The organism is Nocardiopsis lambiniae (assembly GCF_031845465.1).
In the GTDB taxonomy this organism is placed as follows: Bacteria; Actinomycetota; Actinomycetes; order Streptosporangiales; family Streptosporangiaceae; genus Nocardiopsis; species Nocardiopsis lambiniae.
This window is the reverse complement of sequence record NZ_JAVREP010000008.1, coordinates 168090-185337: the sequence shown is the minus strand read 5'-3', so window position 1 is coordinate 185337 and position 17248 is coordinate 168090. Positions and strand designations below refer to the sequence as shown.

Here is a 17248-nt window from a genome sequence, read left to right as displayed (position 1 = left end):
GATCCGCGCCACCGACCCGAACAAGGAGATTCCCATGACCACCCCGCACCCGATCGACCTGGAGGTCCTCGCCGTCACCGCTCCGCGCGTGGCCGGAGAACGGGCCCTGCGCCTGTGGAGCGACCCCGGTGACACCCCCCTGGTCGACCGTGACCGCGACGTGCACGACCGCGCCCGCGTCGCCCACTTCGGCCATCAGGGGTGGCGGGTCGCCACGTACACCTGGGGCGAGGGGGCCCGCCCCGTACTCCTGGTCCACGGCTGGGGTTCGCGCGCCTCCCGGATGGCCCCGCTCGTGCGCGCCCTCACCGGGGCCGGACACACCGTCGTCTCCTGGGACGCGCCCGGCCACGGGGCCACCGGCGGACCGGCCGGCACCGTCCTGGACGCCCTGGCCATCGCCCGCCGGCTCCAGGAGCGACACGGCGACTTCGCGGCCGTGGTCGGCCACTCCCTGGGCGGGCTGTTCGCCACCCACCTGGTGAGGGAGGGGGTCCGGGCCGACCGCCTGGTCCTGCTGTCGGCGATGGCCGACTTCGAGGGCACCGTGGACGGTTTCGTCACCGCCTTCGGCTGGGGTCCCCGGGTGAACAAGGCCCTGCGCCGGGCCATCGAGGACGCCTTCTTCACCGGGGACCGGGACATCTGGGAACGCTTCGCCACCGACCGCGACGCCGAGACCCTGAAGGCGCCCGTGCTGTTGTTCCACGATGTCGACGACCCGGTGATCTCCCACGCCGAGTCCCTGCGCGTCCTCTCCGCGATGGGGGCGGGCACCAGGCTGGTCAGCACGGTCGGCCTCGGGCACAACCGCATCCTCACCGACCCCGACGTCCTGGACCGGATCACCGACTTCCTCGCCCCCGTTCCGGTCGGGGCGGGCTGACCCCCTCACGCCCCCCGGGGGTTGTCGACGATGACGTCGGCGTGCTCCCGGGGGCGTTCCGCCGCGTAGAAGACCGCCTCCTGCTCGGCCCAGACCCGCCGGTAGGGGGCGTAGACGGCGGCGTCCCCCCGAGCGTCCAGTCGGCGGGCGCGCACCGCGTCGGGGGCCGCGACCCACACCGACAGGTCCAGGTACGGTCGCGCGATCCGGGCGCCCGAGCCGCACCCCTCCACCACCAGCACCCCGCCGTCCGCCACCTCCGACGGGACCGGTACGCGCGCGGCGGTGAACTCCCCGCGCTCCCAGTCGTAGCGGTGCCACGACGCCGGGCGGCCGTCGCGCAGCGGCTCCAACACCCAGGACACGAGCAGTTCCGGAGCCCGGGCCAGCCCGTGCCACCCGGGGTAGAGGTCCTCCATCGACAACACGGCCGCCGGGACGCCCCGCGCCTCCAGCTCCGCGCGCAGCCGCCCGGCCACCGTGCTCTTGCCGGAACCGGACCGGCCCTCGACGACCACGACCCGCGCGCGGCCCCTCCCGGAGCCCTCAGCGACGGTCTCGGCCAGTCGGGCCACCCACCCGGCCCGGCCGGTGTCCACACGCGTTACGGTCACCTTCGGACCTTAACGTGCTCAGGTGGGCGGTTTCCGCTTGCGTTCAATCCTTGTAGCATTCGACGCACAAGGCACGCCCGTGCCGTGCCGATGACCGATCGAAGGGGACGCCCGGTGACCGACACCGCAGTGACACCGGGGTCCCAGTCCGCCCTGCGCCAGGCCAACGAACGTCGCGTCGTCGAGGTACTGCGCCGCGACGGCACCCGTACCCAGGCCGAACTGGCCCGGGCCACCGGTCTGTCCGCCGCCAGCGTCTCCAACATCGTGCGCGGACTGCGCGCCGCGGGCACGGTGGCGGTCCACGACACCTCCTCCAACGGCCGTCGGGCCCGCGCCGTCACCCTGGTGCGCCCGCCCGGCACCGTGGTGGCCGTCGATTTCACCGCCGAGCGCGTCACGGTCGCCATCGGTGACAGCGAGGGCAACATGCTGGCCCGCGAGGAGATCGACTACGACGTGGCGGCCGATCCCGACCGGGGGGTGCGCCGCGCCTCCTGGCTGGTCGAGACCACGCTGGTGCGCGCCCGCGTCGACCTGTCCACGGTGGCCTCCGTGGTGGCGTCGGTGCCCGGACCGATCGATCCGCACAGCGGCGAGGTCGGCGGCATCTCCTGCGTTCCCCGATGGGCGGGCTTCCGCCCGGCCGAGGCGCTGTCCGAGCGGCTGGGCGTCCCGGTCGTCGCGGAGAACGACGCCAACCTCGCGGTCCTGGCCGAGTTGCACAAGGGCGCCGGTCAGGGATCCGAACACCTCGTCCACCTGATCATCAGCGACGGGGTGGGCGCGGGCATCATCGTCTCGGGCGGACTGTTCCGCGGGGCCGGCGGCACCGCCGGGGAGATCGGGCACATAGCGCTGGACCCCCGGGGGCAGGTGTGCCGGTGCGGCAACCGGGGCTGCCTGGAGACGTTCGTCGGGGCCGGCTACCTCATGGAGATGCTGCCCCAGAACAGCTATGTCGCCCACGGCCCCGGCCCGGCCGGGGTCGACGACCTGGTGGGCGCCGCCCGCTCCGGCGATCCGGGCTGCCGGCGCATCATCGCCGAGGCGGGCACGGCGCTGGGCCAGGGCGTGGCGATCATGGCCAACCTGTTCAACCCCGACCGGGTCATCGTGGGCGGCGGACTGGCCGAGGCGGGCGAGCTGCTGCTCGACCCGATGCGCCGGGCGATGGAGCTGGGAGCCCTGGGCAGTGCCCTGTCCCGGCTGGACCTGGTGCCGAGCGCGCTGGGCCGGGACGCGTCCCTGTACGGGGCCCTGCGCATGGCCGCGCAGAGCGCCCACTGAACGACGCACCGTCACGGAAAACCCTTCCTTGGGGTTCTCCTGGTGAAGGTTTGTGCTGCCCGTGCGTGTTCGATCATGTTCTTTCCGCGCATGCTGAGAGGGTGACCCATCGAGGGCAGCCCCTCTGACCTGCGCTTTCTTTGTCTTTAGGGTATGAACGCAATATCCGTGATGTTTCGGTTATGTGTTCAGGAGTTGACGACAAGGCTGCGCCGGGGGTCTACTTCACACCATCACTCGCGAGTTCACATCCGTCCCCCGTTACGAAAGGTGCAGCGTTGAGTACACGCACCGTCCACCAGCGCACGGTCGTCGGCGGCCTCGCCGCCGCCGGCGCCGCTCTGACCCTGCTCGTCTCCGGTTGTGGTTCGCTCACCACCTCGGGCGAGGACGCCGAGAGGGAGACCCACACCGTCGAGGAGGGCTTCCACGTCGGCCTCCTCCTCCCCGAACTCCAGACCGCCCGCTACGAGGCGTTCGACAAGCCCTTCTTCGAGGAGGCGCTCGCCGAGCTCTGCCCCAACTGCGAACTGTCCTACGCCAACGCCGACCAGGACGTCGACGAGCAGCAGACCCAGGCCCAGGCCATGCTCACCGACGGGGTGGACGTGCTGGTCCTGGACGCGGTCGACTCCGCCGCCGCCGCCGGCACCGTCAGTGAGGCCAAGGCCCAGGGCGTCCCCGTGGTCGCCTACGACCGCCTCGCCCAGGGCGGCGTGGACATGTACGTCTCCTTCGACAACCACCGCGTCGGCCAGGTCCAGGCCGAGGCGCTGATCGCCGCCCTGGAGGAGGAGGGCACCGCCGGTGAAGGCCAGATCGTCATGATCAACGGCTCGCCCACCGACCCCAACGCCGCCGACTTCAAGGCCGGCGCCCACGAGATCTTCGAGGACCAGGTCGACATCGGCCAGGAGTTCGACACCCCGGACTGGTCCCCGGACCAGGCCAACTCCCAGATGGAGGGCGCCATCACCGCCCTGGGCGTCGACGAGATCATCGGTGTCTACTCCGCCAACGACGGCATGGCCTCGGGCATCATCTCCGCGCTCCGCAGCGCCGGCGTCGACGTGGACGACCTGCCGCCGGTCACCGGTCAGGACGCCGAACTCGCCGGCATTCAGCGCATCATCGCCGGTGAGCAGTACATGACCGTCTACAAGGCCATCAAGCCGGAGGCGCAGATCGCCGCCGCCATGGCCGTGGCCCTGGCCACCGACACCGACCCCGACCTCGGCGAGTACAGGCTCACCGACGTGGAGGACGCCAACGGCGAGACGGTCCCCGCGGTCCTGCTGGAGCCCATCGCGGTCACCGAGGAGAACGTCGGCGACACCGTCGTCTCGGACGGGATCTACTCCATCGAGGAGATCTGCACCGACGACTACGCCGACACGGATTTCTGCCAGGAAGCCCTCTAGGCACGGTGCGACGCCCCGACGGGGCGGGCGGGCCCCCGCCGCCCGCCCGCCCCGCCCCGGGACGAGAGAAGAGATAACGAACGCATGAGTACACCAGTCCTGGAACTGTCCGGGATCTCCAAGACCTTCGGGGCGGTCCGCGCGCTCAGCGACGTCGACTTCCAGGTCGCCGAGGGAGAGGTCGTCGCTCTCCTGGGTGACAACGGCGCCGGTAAATCCACGCTGGTCAAGGTCATCTCCGGAGCCCACCCCGCGGACGCCGGCGGAGTCATCCGCTGGGACGGCCGCCAGGTCGGCATCCATTCCCCCTCCGACGCCCAACGTCTGGGGATCGCGACCATCTACCAGGACCTCGCCCTGTGCGACAACCTGGACATCGTCGCCAATCTGTTCCTGGGCAACGAGAAGCTGCACTTCCCCGGCACCCTCGACGAGGTCGAGATGGAGAGCCGGGCCAGGGAACTCCTCGACTCCCTGTCGGTCCGCATCCCCAGCCTGCGCGTGCCGGTCGCCTCCCTCTCCGGAGGTCAGCGCCAGATCATCGCCATCGCCCGCTCCCTCCTGGGCCAGCCGCGCGTGGTGATGCTCGACGAGCCCACCGCCGCCCTCGGCGTCGCCCAGACCGCCCAGGTCCTGGACCTCATCGAGCGACTGCGCGACCAGGGCCACGCCGTCGTCCTGATCAGCCACAACATGGCCGACGTCCGCGCGGTGGCCGACCGCGCCGTGGTGCTGCGGCTGGGCCGCAACGCCGGAGACTTCCCCATCGCGGAGACCAGCTACGAAGAGATCGTGGCCGCCATCACCGGTGCCGCCGACAACCCGGTCAGCCGCCGTTCCGAGCGCACCGGTTCCTCGGCCCTGGCCACGGAGGACAAGTGATGACCCAGCAGACCCCGGTATCCAAGGCGTCAGGTGAGGGCGGAGCCGCACCGGCCGAACCCGTGCGCGACCCCCGGCTCCTGACCACGGTCGCCTCGCCCAAGGGCTGGCTCGACGCGCTGCGCCGCAGGCTGCGCGGCGGCGAACTGGGCCCGATCCCCGTCATCGTGGGGCTGCTGCTGATCGCCGTCGTCTTCCAGTCGATGAACGATCGGTTCCTGTCGCCGCAGAACCTGTCCAACCTCACCGTCCAGATCGCCGCCATCGGTCTGATGACCACCGGCGTCATCATGGTCCTGCTGCTGGGCGAGATCGACCTGTCCATCGGCTCGGTCGCGGGTCTGTCCGCGGCCGTCCTGGCGGTGCTCGCGGTCAAGCAGGGCGTTCCCGAATGGGGCGCCATCGCCGCCGCGATCGGCGTCGGTCTGCTCATCGGCCTGATCCACGGCACCGTCTTCGCCAAACTCGGGGTACCGGCGTTCGTGGTCACCCTGGCGGGTCTGCTGGGCTGGCAGGGCGTGCACCTGTACCTGATGGGCTCCGACGGCACCATCAACACCAGCCCCAACGGGGCCATCGCGATGCTCACCCAGACCTACTTCGTCCCGTTCATGGGCTGGGCGATCGCGGCCATCACCGTGGTCCTGTACACGCTCTCGGTGTTCGTGGTCGAGCGGAGCCGCCGACGGGCCCGTCTGCCCTACAAGCCGCCGAGCGAGATCGTCTTCCGGGCCGCGCTGCTGTCCCTGCCGATCCTGGGCGGGGTGTGGGTGCTCAACCAGTACAAGGGCGTGCCGCTGGCCTTCCTCATCTTCGTGGGCTTCGTGGTCGTGCTGGACCTGGTCCTGCGCAAGACCCGCTACGGCCGCATGGTGTACGCGGTCGGCGGCAACGCCGAGGCGGCCCGGCGCGCCGGCATCAACGTCGACCTCATCCGGATCTCCGTGTTCGGCATCGCCTCCACCCTGGCGGCCCTGGGCGGCATCATGCTCGTCTCGCGCAACTTCGCGGCGAGCGTGTCCACCGGTGGCGGCGCGGAGCTCATGATGGCGATCGCCGCCGCGGTCATCGGCGGTACCAGCCTCTTCGGCGGTCGGGGCAACGCCTACTCGGCGCTGCTGGGCGGCCTGGTGCTCGGCGCCATCACCTCCGGTCTGCTGCTGCTCCAGATGGACACCTCGGTGCGCTTCATGATCACCGCGGCGGTCCTGCTGATCGCGGTCATCATCGACGCGATCTCCCGGCGTGGACGCAAGTCCCACGCCAGGGGCGGTGCCTGACACCCGGATCCTCCACTCCCTCCCGGAAAGGGGCGGCGCCCACTCCCCGCCGCCCCCGCCCCGGTCCGGCCCCGGTAGCCGGACCGGGGCCTCGTCGCGTCCGGGGCCCCGAACGCGCCGACCATCGGCCCATCGCGGTGATGTCGCAGGTCCTGGGCTCACAGGGGCGAAGGTCCCGGTCGGCGGGGGTGCCCGAACCCTTCGTGACGGCACTGCTAGGTTCGCCGCGAACACCACCGTCCGCACGGGGTCGTACACGGGGCAACACGCGTACGCCCCTTCTCGCCGTGCCCGGAACACGGCCGGGTGTCCGGTGCGGGCGCGAACCAGAGAGCGGGAAGCATGCGAAGGATCCTCGTCGTCGGCGCCGGGCAGTCCGGTCTCCAACTCGCCCTCGGCCTGCTGGCCGAGGGCTACGACGTCACCCTGGTCTCTCCGAGCGGGCCGGCGGAGATCCGCGCCGGACGGATCACCTCCACCCAGTGCCTGTTCGGGCCCGCGCTGCGCCGGGAGCGCCGGCACGGCCTGGCCTTCTGGGACGACCGGGCGCCCGAGGTCCACGGCGTCGGCCTGCGCGTGGCCGACCCCACCGGCGCGGACCTCCCCGACCTGGCCTGGCGGGGCCGCCTCGACGAACCCGCGCGCTCCGTCGACCAGCGGCTCAAGCTCTCCACCTGGCTGGAGCTGTTCGTCCGGGACGGGGGCCACCTGATCCGCCGTCCGGTCCGGCCCGGGGAACTGGCCGGACTGGCCACCGAGTACGAACTCGTCGTGGTGGCCACCGGTCGCGGCGGCCTCTCCGACGTCTTCCCGATCGACCACCGCCGCTCGCCGCACGACGCGCCCCAACGGTCCCTGGCGCTGGTCTACGCCGCCGGGGCCGCGCCCCACCCCGACGGCCCCGTGCTCGCCCGCACCGCCGTCCCCGGCGCGGGCGAGGTGTTCAGCCTGCCCACGCTGTCCCTGAACGGTCCCTGCGACGCCCTCATGGTCGAGGCGGTGCCCGGGGGACCCCTGGACCGACCGCTGCCCGCCACGGCCCGCGCCGAGGAGGTCCTGGACCACCTGCTGCGGGTGGTACGCCGCTACGCGCCCTGGGAGTACGAGCGGTTCGCCCCGGCGCGGCCCGCCGACCCGATGGCCGCCCTCACCGGCGGCCACACGCCCGTGGTCCGCGTTCCCGTCGCCCGCCTCGACGGCGGCGTCCCGGTCCTGGGCATGGCCGACACCGTGGTCGCCACCGACCCGATCACCGCCCAGGGCGCCAACATGGCCTCCCTGGCCGCCGACGTCCACCGTCGCGCGATCGTCGACCACGGCACGCGCCCCTTCGACGAACGGTTCATGCGCGAGACGTTCGCCGAGCACTGGCGGCGGGCCCGTCAGGTCGTCGCGTGGAGCCGGGTGATGCTCTCGGGTCCCCCGCACGTGTGGGAGCTGTACCGGTTGGCCGCGCGCCACCAGGCCACCGCCGACCGGTTCGCGAACTCCTTCGCCGACCCCACCGGGCTCATCGAGTGGTTCCTGCACCCGGAGCGGGCGATGGAGTACATCGACGGTGTGCCGGACACCGCGCCGGTCGCCGGTACCGCGAGCTGACCGCGTCCGGCGGCGGTCGCGCGGGCGGACGCGGAACGTCCTCCGCCCCCACCTCGTGATCCCGATCGGAGAGGTGGGGGTGTAGCGTCGCACCCCGTGCTCCCGGAATTCTTCTCACCCACCGGCCACGGGGTGCTCCCCGCGGGCGACACGTGGACGTTCGTGGTCGCCGCCGCCCTCGCCGTCATCGCCGGGGCGGCCGTGCAGAGCACCGTCGGGCTGGGCCTCGGACTGGTCGCCGCGCCCGTCCTGTCCCTGCTGGACCCCACCCTCATGCCCGGGGCCCTCCTGGTCACCGTCATCGTCCTGCCGATCCTCACGCTGTTCCAGGAGTACCGCCACGTGGACTGGCGCGGCATCGCCTGGGGGCTGCCCGCCCGTCTGCCCGGGACGGTCCTGGCGGTGTGGGTGGTCGCCGTCCTGCCGCCCCGGGCCCTGGCGGGAATGGTCGGCGTGATGGTGCTCGTCGCCGTCGGCCTGTCCCTGCGCTCCTTCCGGGTGCGCATCACCCCCGCCTCGCTCGTCACCGCGGGCGCGCTGTCGGGCTTCGCGGGCACCGCCACCTCCGTCGGCGGCCCGCCCATGGCCCTGCTCTACCAGTACGAGGAACCCGCCAGGGTCCGCGCGACGCTCGCCGCGTTCTTCCTGTTCGGCGGTGCCCTCTCGCTGTTCGCGCTCGCCGTCGGCGGTCAGCTCGACACCCGGATCGTCGTGGTGGGGCTCACGGCGATCCCGTTGGTCGTGATCGGATTCGGGGCCGGGGTCTTCCTGCGTCGCAGGGTCAACGCCGCGCGACTGCGCGTCGGCATGCTCGTCGTCGTGACCGCCTCCGCGTTCGCGCTGCTGGTCCAGGCGGTTCTGAGATAGCCTCTGCCGGGGTGATCGGGTGGCGGAAGCCGCTCTCGAAAGCGGGTAATGTACGCCGAAAACCGTGGCACGGGGCAACGTTCCCATGGTTCGACGTGGGAACGGCGACGCACGGGCACCCCACCGGTGCGCGGCCCACGCCGAGGGCGGGCGGGACCCGTGCGCGTAGGGCCATAAACTCGGGTATGTATACCTGCCGGTAGCCGACGCCGACCCACGTCAGGGGCCGGGCGCGGCACACTGAACCGACACGCTGGACGAGGGGACTGACGAGACAGTGACACTGTTCGAGTCGATGCACAATCCGGAAGCCCTCAAGAGGCTTCCGGCCGATCAGCTCCCGGTCCTGGCCCAGGAGATCCGGGACTTCCTGGTCGAGTCCTGCTCGCAGACCGGCGGCCACCTCGGTCCCAGCCTCGGCGTCGTCGAGCTCACGATCGCGCTGCATCGCGTCTTCGACTCCCCCAAGGACCCGATCCTCTTCGACACGGGACACCAGGCCTACGCCCACAAGGTCCTCACCGGCCGGCACGACTTCACGAACCTGAAGTCCGAGGGCGGTCTGTCCGGGTACCCCTCCCGGGCCGAGTCCGAGCACGACTTCATCGAGAACTCCCACGCCTCCACCGCCCTGTCCTACGCCGACGGCATGGCCAAGGCCAACGAGGTCCGCGGCCTGAGCGACCGCTCCGTCGTCGCCGTCATCGGCGACGGCGCCCTCACCGGCGGTATGGCCTGGGAGGCGCTCAACAACATCGCCGCGAAGAAGGACCGCCGCCTCGTCGTCGTCGTCAACGACAACGGGCGCTCCTACTCGCCGACCATGGGCGGCCTCGCCGACCACCTCGCCTCCCTGCGCATGACGCCCGGCTACGAGCAGGCCCTGGACCTGGCCAAGAACACCCTCAACCGGACCCCCGTGGTCGGCCAGCCCCTCTACGAGGCCCTGCACGGCCTCAAGAAGGGCATCAAGGACGCCATCCAGCCCCAGATGATGTTCGAGGACCTGGGACTGAAGTACCTCGGCCCCATCGACGGCCACGACGAACCCGCGCTGGAGAAGGCGCTGCGCCGCGCCCGCGACTTCGGCGGACCGGTGATCGTCCACGTCATCACCCAGAAGGGCAAGGGGTACGCCCCCGCCGAGAACCACGACGAGGACCAGTTCCACGCCCCCGGTCCGTTCGACGTCGCCACCGGCGAGGCCAAGCCCGGGTCCAAGGCCCTCAAGTGGACGTCGGTGTTCGCCGACACCATGGTCGAGATCGGTGCCGAGCGCGAGGACGTGGTGGCCATCACCGCGGCCATGCTCCACCCCACCGGGCTCAACAGGTTCGCCGACGCCTACCCCGACCGCATCTTCGACGTGGGCATCGCCGAGCAGCACGCCGCCACCGCCGCCACCGGCATGGCCATGAACGGCCTGCACCCGGTCGTCGCCGTCTACGCGACCTTCCTCAACCGCTGTTTCGACCAGGTGCTCATGGACGCCGCCCTGCACCGCCAGGGCGTCACCTTCTGCCTGGACCGGGCCGGCGTCACCGGCAACGACGGTGCCAGCCACAACGGCATGTGGGACATGTCCATCCTCCAGGTGGTCCCCGGACTCCGCCTGGCCGCGCCCCGCGACGCCGAGCGCCTGCGCACCCTGGTGCGCGAGGCCGTCGCGGTCGAGGACGCCCCCACCGTCGTGCGCTACCCCAAGGGCGCCGTCCCCGAGGAACTGCCCGCCATCGGCGAGGTCGGCTCCATGGACCTGCTGCGCCGAGCCGGCGAGGGCCACTCCGAGGACCTGCTCATCGTCGGTGTCGGCACCATGGCCCAGGTGGCCTGTGAGGTCGCCGACCGGATGGCCGACCAGGGCATCGGCGTCACCGTCATCGACCCGCTGTGGGTCAAGCCCTTGGACGAGGCGCTGATCGCCGAGGCCGCCCGGCACAGGGTCGTGGCCGTGGTCGAGGACAACGGGCGTACCGGCGGCGTCGGCGACGCCGTGGCCCGCCTGCTGCGCGACCACGACGTGGACGTGCCCGTGCGCACCTTCGGCATCGCCCAGGAGTTCCTGGACCACGCCAAGCGCGACACCATCCTCCAGCAGCAGGGGCTGACCCCGCAGGAGCTCTCGCGCAAGCTCACCGAGACGGTCTCGCGTCACACCGAGGGGGCCACCGACCCGGCCCTGGAGGACGAGAACGCCTGAGGCGTGTCCGGATGCCGGGGCGTCGCGCGGCGGGGTCGGTGCCCCCGGAACACGCCTCGGCTCCGGCCGGAACGGGAGAGGTCGCGCCCCCGACTGTCAGAATGGGGGTATGACCTCTCCCGAACAGCAGCGCGATGGGGAAACCGCACCGCTCAAGGTGGCCGTCATCGGCTCCGGACCCGCGGGCCTGTACACGGCCGAATCCCTGACCCGGCAGCGTCGGGTGCCCGTGCGGGTCGACGTGGTCGACCGGCTCCCCACCCCGTACGGTCTGGTGCGGTACGGGGTGGCCCCCGACCACACCAAGATCAAGGGTGTGGCCCACTCGCTGCGCCGTGTGCTGGAACACCCCGACGTACGGTTCGTCGGCGGGGTGGAGTTCGGGACCGACCTGACCCGCGCCGACCTGGCGCGCACCCACCACGCCGTGGTGTACGCCACCGGGGCCTCGGTCGACCGGCGCATGGGCGTGCCCGGCGAGGACCTGCCCGGCAGCGCCGCCGCCACCGACTTCGTGAACTGGTACTGCGGTCACCCCGACAGCGAGCTGGAACGGTTCGTGTTGAACGCCGAGGAGGTGGTGGTCGTCGGCGCCGGGAACGTCGCCCTGGACGTCGCCCGCATCCTCGTCAAGACCGCCGACGAACTACGGCACACCGACATCCCCCAGCCCGTGCTCGACGTGCTGGCGGCCAGCCGGGTGCGCACCGTGCGCCTGCTGTCCCGGCGCGGTCCGCTCCAGGCCAGGTTCACCGCGCCGGAACTGCGCGACCTCCTGTCCCTGCCCGGCGTGGACGTCGTGGTGGACCCGGCCCAGGTCGACATCGACCACACGGCCATCAGAGGGGACGTCGCCCGTGCCGCGCGCACCAACCTGCGCCTGCTGCGCGAACGGGCCGCTCTCGCGCCCGAGGGGCGACCGCGTTCGGTCCACCTCCACTTCTGGGCCCGCCCGCGGGAGATCCTGGGCACCGACCGGGTCACGGGTGTGCGGGTGGAGCGCACCCGCCTGGAGGGCGACAACCTGGTCGGCACCGGCGAGACGGTCGATCTGGCGGCCGGGATGGTGCTCCGCTCGGTGGGTTACGCGAGCGTGCCCCTGCCGGGAGTGCCCTTCGACGCGGACGCCCGCACCGTGCCCCAGCGCGACGGCCGGGTCCTGGACGAACGGGGCGAGGTCGTCCGGGGGGACTACGTGGCGGGCTGGATCAAACGCGGTGCCACCGGGGTGATCGGCACCAACAAGTCCGACGCCGCCGGCACCGTGCGGTCCCTGCTCGATGACGCGTCCGTGCTGCGCGCGTCCGCGCCGGACCTCGTCGACCTCTACGATGTCGTGGAAGACCGCGGCGGCTACGACGACTGGTTGCGCATCGACGCCGCCGAGGCCGACCAGGCCCGCAAGCTCGACCGCGGCGAACGGGTCAAGCTCCACGGGTGGTCGGCCTACCGCGAGATCCTCGGCGAACGGATCAGGTGACCTGGTCCGGGTCGGCGCCGTAGGTGTTGCAGCCACCCACGGTGCTCTCGTCCCAGCCCCGCTCCAACCACTCGGCCCGGTTGGTCGCCGTGCCGTGGGTGGGCAGGTCGCCGCCGCCGTTGAAGTTGGCGTTGACCCGGTTCAGGGATCGCCGGTCGGCGTCGGTGATGGCCCGCAGCCCGATCCCGGCCATGCACTCGGCCTGGAGTTCGGTGCGGCGCAGGGTGTCCAGCTCCTCGTCCTCGCTGGCCGCCGTGCGGCGCAGGTCGTGGGAGATGTCGAGGATGCCGGTCACGTACTGCACGTGGTGGCCGTACTCGTGGCCCATGAGGGCGATCCACACGTCCTCGCGCGCCTCGGCGGGGATCTGTCCGCCGAGCGTGCGCACGTTGGGCAGGACCACGGTGATGCGCTCGTAGTCGCCCTCGTAGTAGGCGAGGGTGTACCCCTCCTCGTCACCGGAGTCGGGGGACTCGCGGGTGACGGTGATCTCGGGGGGCCCCACGCTCAGTCCCAGGTCGTCGAAGACGGGGGCCCACAGCTCGTCCAGGCAGTGCCCGGTGGCCGTGGCGAACTCCTCCCAGGAGTCGTCGGAGCCCATCTCCAGGTCGGGGACGTCGCAGGGGATCTCCGCGGGCGTGGCCGTGTCGTACAGCGGGTGGTCGGCGATGTCGACGACGACCTCCTCCGGCGGTTCGGAGAGCCGTTCGTCGTAGTAGGCCGAGAGGTCCTCGCCCGTCGGTGTCGGTTCCGGCTGCGGCGTGGCGACGACGATGGCGATGCTGGCGGCCAGCGCCGCCAACGCCACGGTCGCGGCCAGCGCGGACGCCACCAGCACCCCGCGCCCCCGTCTTCCGGGCTGCGGCTGCGGCCACGCCTCGGGGTGTCCCCACTGCGGTACCGGGGGCTGTACGTAGCGCCATTGCCGTTGCGGTGCCCCGCCGTACGCCTGCGCGAAGGGGCCCTGGCCGTTCTCGGGGAACCGGGGTCCCCACGGTCCGCCCCGGTACCCCTGCGGCCCCCACGGCGCCCCTTGGCCGCCGGGGGCCGGCCCGCCCCGGTACCCCTGCGGCCCCCACGGCGTCCCGGGGGGACCCGGGGGGACGCCCTCGCCCCGGTGGACCTGCCCGCCGTGCGGGCCGTACGGCCCGCCGGCGGACGCTCCGGGAGGACCGTGACCACCGCCGTGAACCTGTGATCCACCGGGCGCGTGGGCGCCCGGGGGGACGCCCTCGCCTCGATGGACCTGTGATGTGTACGGGCCCTGCGGCGTCCCGGGGGTGGAAACGCCGTCGGGCGCGTCCGAGGCGTCGGGGGCCGCCGGGGGCCGAGGGGCGCCGGCGGGCGGGGGCGCGGTGGGCACGCCCGGCGGAAGGCCCCGGTCGGCCCCGCCGTCGGAGGACCGCGAGGAGTTCGTGTGCACGGTGGTGCCGGGGACCCAGGGGGTGCCGGTGGACGGTTCGTACCGCTCATCGCCGGGTCGGTTCTCCACAGGGTCGGTCCTCGCTCTCATGCCATGGCGCGCCGGCCAGGACCGGATCCACCCCGGGCGAATCCGGCAAGTGCCACAGACCTCCAGTATGGGGCTTAATCGGGCGTACTGATGGTAGCCGTTTCGTTGCTTTGCGGTGCTTCGTACTGAACGCCCAGGCCTGTCAGTACGTTCTGAAGCTCGGACTCGAAGAGTGGTTCCATGTCCCGCATCACGAAATCCAGGTGCTGGAACACCTCCATGCAGACCACGCCGTACAGGCGCACCCAGCACGAGCTGAGCACCATCATCGCCTCGACGGACGTCTCCGATCCCGCGAAGCCGCAGGTGACGGCGAAGGCCCGCAGCTCTCGGGCGAGCTCCGGTGTGACCCGCCCGCTGTCGGGCAGCTCGAACCTCGCCTCCTCGATCAAGCGCTCGAACAGGGTGAAGAAGGTGGCTCCGAACCGCCTTCCCGCCTCGACCGCCGGGGTGAGGTCCACCTCCTGTTCCAGCCGCTTGCGCGGCCCGAACATCACGGCGAACTCCGCCGGGTGCTCCAGTGCCCACCCCCGGAAGGCGCGCAGCGAGGTGTTGATGCGCAGGTCGGTGTCCTCGGCGGGCACGCTGGCGTCGGCGGCCGACACCGCGGCGGCCAGTTCGTCGAACATGTCGGCGGTGATGAGCACCAGGAGCGAGTCGATCCCCGACACGTAGCGGTACAGGCCGGGCGCGGTCATCCCCATCTCCCGGGCGATCGCCCGCAGGGACACTCCCGCGACCCCGTGCTCGACGAGGTGGCTGCGGGCGATCGCCTTGATCTCGGAGAGTGTGGCCTCGCGCACACGCTCCCGGCGGCTCGGTACCCGCTCGACCCGTTCAAGCTGCGGCTTCGTCATGTGCTGCGGTACACCCCGTTTTATGGTCACATCCGGTGATATTGACATCGTAATGCCTGCACGCTTTAGTGAACACCGTTAGCGAACAGCGTTAACGGACACGAAGGCCGTTCGCCGAAAGGGCTGCTCATGCCAACGCACACGGGGCTTTTCGGTCGTCTCGGGCTTGGCGCCCATCGCTTCCGGTGGGCCGTCCTGGTCACCACCGCCGTCTTCGCCGTGTTCGCGGTGGTGTGGGGATCCGGCGTCTTCTCGGACGTCAGCGAAAGCGGTTTCGAGGACCCCGGAGCCGAGTCCTCCCGGGCGATGGACGTGCTCGAAGGCGAACTGGGCCACGACGACGTCGACATCGTCGCCGTCTACCGCAGCGACGAGATGAAGGTGGACAACCCGACTTTCGCCGCGGCGATCCAGCGCATCGCCGACGACATGCCCCGGGGCGCCGTCGCCGACTTCGACGTCTACCTCGACGAAGGGCTCTCCGACATCGAGCGCGGCATGCTCGTCTCCGAGGACATGCACGCGACGTACATCCCGATCACGCTCACGGGGGAGAGCCACCCCGAACGGCTGGACCAGTACGACGACGTCGCCGAACACCTGACCTCGGGCCCGCTGGAGACCCACCTGGGCGGCCCCATCGCCGTCGAGCACGAGTTGTCGGAGGCCGCCGAGAGCGATGTCGTCCGCGCCGAGCTCATCACGCTGCCCCTCCTGCTGTTCCTGCTGGTGCTGATCTTCGGCGGCCTCATCGCCGGCGTGGTCCCCCTCGCGGTGGGCGGTCTGGCGATCCTGGGCTCCCTCGTGACCCTGCGCGCCCTCACCCACGTCACCGAGGTGTCGGTGTTCGCCGTCAACGTCGCCACCATCCTGGGCCTGGGGCTGGCGATCGACTACGGCCTGTTCATGGTCAGCCGGTTCCGCGAGGAACTGGCCCGGGGGCGCGGGGTGGCCGCCGCCGTCGGTCGCACCGTGGACACCGCCGGCCGCACCGTCGCCTTCTCCGGGGTCACCGTCGGCATCGCCTTCGCCGGCCTGCTCTTCTTTCCCCAGCCGATCCTGAAGTCGATCGGCTTCGGCGGTATCGCCGTGGTCCTGTTCGACCTCCTCGCCGCCCTGATCTTCCTTCCGGCGCTGTTGTCGGTGGTGGGCCACCGCATCGACGGCCTGAGACTGCCGCTGCCCCGACGCACCGTCACCGGGACCCTCCACGAGGGCGGATGGACGCGCCTGGCCCGCACCGTGATGCGCGGCCCCGCCGTCTCACTGGTCGCGGTCCTCGGTGTCCTGGTGATCTTCGGCTCCGGCCTGGTCTCCGCCCACCTGGGCACCACCGATCAGCGCTACCTGCCCCAGGACGCCGGCAGCCGGATCGCCACCGAGTCGGTCGCCGAGGACTTCCCGGGGGGCGGCCTGGGACGGCTGCACGTCGCCGTGGTCGGCGACGCCGGCGACGAGGCCCTGGACGACTACGTCGAACGTCTGGAGGGTCTGCCCGAGGTCACCCTGGCACGGGTGGAGCGCACCGGCGACGGCGTCGCCCACGTCCTGGTCGCCTACCAGGGCGCCGCCGACTCCGACGAGATCAAGGGCCTCGTGGCCGACGTGCGCGCCGAACCCGCGCCCGACGGCGCGGAGGAGGCCCTGGTGGGCGGTGTGGCCGCCATGCAGCAGGACAACGTCGCCGCCATCGTGGCGGCGGCCCCGACCACCATCGGCTTCATCGCCGGCGCCACACTGTTCCTGCTCTTCCTGGCCTTCGGCTCGGTGGTCCTCCCCGTCAAGGCGGTCCTCATGGGCGCGCTGTCCCTGAGCGCCTCGCTGGGCGTGGTCGTCTGGGGGTTCCAGGAGGGGGCCTTCGCGGGCCTGCTCGGGTTCGAGGCGGTGGGCACGATCGACCCCACGTACCTGGTGCTCATCACCGTCGTCGCGTTCGGCCTGGCCATGGACTACGAGCTGTTCCTGCTCAGCCGGGTCCGCGAGGAGTACCTGCGCACCGGTGACAACACCCGATCGGTGGCGGCCGGTCTCCAGCACACCGGCCGGATCATCACCAGCGCCGCGATCCTGCTCATGGTGGTGCTCCTGGCCATGGGCGCCTCGGACCTGCTGTTCCTGAAGATCATCGGCATCGGTCTGGCGCTCGCGGTGCTCGTGGACGCCACTCTGGTGCGCGCGATCATGGTGCCGGCGACGATGCGCCTGCTCGGCGGGGTGAACTGGTGGCTGCCCCGGCCGCTGCGGTGGCTGCACGACCGCATCGGGATCTCCGAGGGCGGGGACGAGGAGCCTTCGGTCCGGGGCTCGGACGAACGCGAACGCGTGCCCGCCGGGGTCTGAGGTCGGAGACGGTCCCGCC

At 71.7% G+C, this 17248-nt stretch carries 13 protein-coding genes; 10 read left to right on the top strand and 3 right to left on the bottom strand.

Going from position 1 to position 17248, the window contains the following annotated elements; translation table 11 throughout:
- Positions 1-34 precede the first annotated feature (34 nt).
- Positions 35-886: an alpha/beta hydrolase gene (locus RM479_RS14310; protein WP_311512227.1), complete on the top strand. Its 852-nt coding sequence runs from the start codon at positions 35-37 to the stop codon at positions 884-886.
- Positions 887-891: 5 nt separating this feature from the next.
- On the opposite strand, the gene RM479_RS14305 is transcribed toward RM479_RS14310, so the two are convergent.
- On the bottom strand, positions 892-1500 hold the full coding sequence (locus tag RM479_RS14305) for a uridine kinase family protein (RefSeq protein ID WP_397222166.1): 609 nt from the start codon (positions 1498-1500) through the stop codon (positions 892-894).
- A 114-nt stretch (positions 1501-1614) separates the two neighbouring features.
- On the opposite strand from RM479_RS14305, the gene RM479_RS14300 reads away from it, so the two are divergent.
- The 8 genes from RM479_RS14300 to RM479_RS14265 all read left to right on the top strand — a co-directional run bounded on the left by RM479_RS14300 (position 1615) and on the right by RM479_RS14265 (position 12519).
- The gene (locus RM479_RS14300) at positions 1615-2790 is read left to right on the top strand and encodes an ROK family transcriptional regulator (protein WP_311512226.1); all 1176 of its coding nucleotides are present in this window, start codon (positions 1615-1617) and stop codon (positions 2788-2790) included.
- 278 nt (positions 2791-3068) lie between these two features.
- On the top strand, positions 3069-4211 hold the full coding sequence (locus tag RM479_RS14295) for a substrate-binding domain-containing protein (protein ID WP_311512225.1): 1143 nt from the start codon (positions 3069-3071) through the stop codon (positions 4209-4211).
- An 84-nt stretch (positions 4212-4295) separates the two neighbouring features.
- Positions 4296-5093, top strand: a complete 798-nt coding sequence (locus RM479_RS14290) for an ATP-binding cassette domain-containing protein (RefSeq protein ID WP_311512224.1) — start codon at positions 4296-4298, stop codon at positions 5091-5093.
- The gene (locus RM479_RS14285; RefSeq protein WP_311512223.1) at positions 5093-6373 is read left to right on the top strand and encodes a sugar ABC transporter permease; all 1281 of its coding nucleotides are present in this window, start codon (positions 5093-5095) and stop codon (positions 6371-6373) included. The genes RM479_RS14290 and RM479_RS14285 overlap by 1 nt, the downstream gene beginning before the upstream one ends.
- Before the next feature lie 342 nt (positions 6374-6715).
- A complete protein-coding gene (locus RM479_RS14280; RefSeq protein ID WP_311512222.1) occupies positions 6716-7972 on the top strand; it encodes a styrene monooxygenase/indole monooxygenase family protein in 1257 nt (418 codons plus the stop codon).
- A 96-nt stretch (positions 7973-8068) separates the two neighbouring features.
- Positions 8069-8839 (top strand): sulfite exporter TauE/SafE family protein, encoded by a 771-nt coding sequence (locus RM479_RS14275; protein WP_397222162.1) that lies wholly within the window; start codon positions 8069-8071, stop codon positions 8837-8839.
- 277 nt (positions 8840-9116) lie between these two features.
- Positions 9117-11039, top strand: a complete 1923-nt coding sequence (dxs, locus tag RM479_RS14270) for a 1-deoxy-D-xylulose-5-phosphate synthase (RefSeq protein WP_311512221.1) — start codon at positions 9117-9119, stop codon at positions 11037-11039.
- A 109-nt stretch (positions 11040-11148) separates the two neighbouring features.
- Positions 11149-12519, top strand: coding sequence for an FAD-dependent oxidoreductase (locus tag RM479_RS14265; RefSeq protein WP_311512220.1), 1371 nt, complete (start codon positions 11149-11151; stop codon positions 12517-12519).
- Here RM479_RS14265 and RM479_RS14260 read toward each other — a convergent pair.
- Both RM479_RS14260 and RM479_RS14255 read right to left on the bottom strand, forming a co-directional pair.
- Entirely contained in the window at positions 12512-13357 is an 846-nt protein-coding gene (locus RM479_RS14260; RefSeq protein WP_311512219.1) for a neutral zinc metallopeptidase, read from the bottom strand. The genes RM479_RS14265 and RM479_RS14260 overlap by 8 nt on opposite strands.
- 749 nt (positions 13358-14106) lie before the next feature.
- On the bottom strand, positions 14107-14889 hold the full coding sequence (locus tag RM479_RS14255) for a TetR/AcrR family transcriptional regulator (protein WP_311512218.1): 783 nt from the start codon (positions 14887-14889) through the stop codon (positions 14107-14109).
- A gap of 129 nt (positions 14890-15018) precedes the next feature.
- On the opposite strand from RM479_RS14255, the gene RM479_RS14250 reads away from it, so the two are divergent.
- Complete coding sequence (locus RM479_RS14250) at positions 15019-17229, top strand: MMPL family transporter (RefSeq protein ID WP_311512217.1); 2211 nt, start codon at positions 15019-15021, stop codon at positions 17227-17229.
- Positions 17230-17248: the final 19 nt, after the last annotated feature.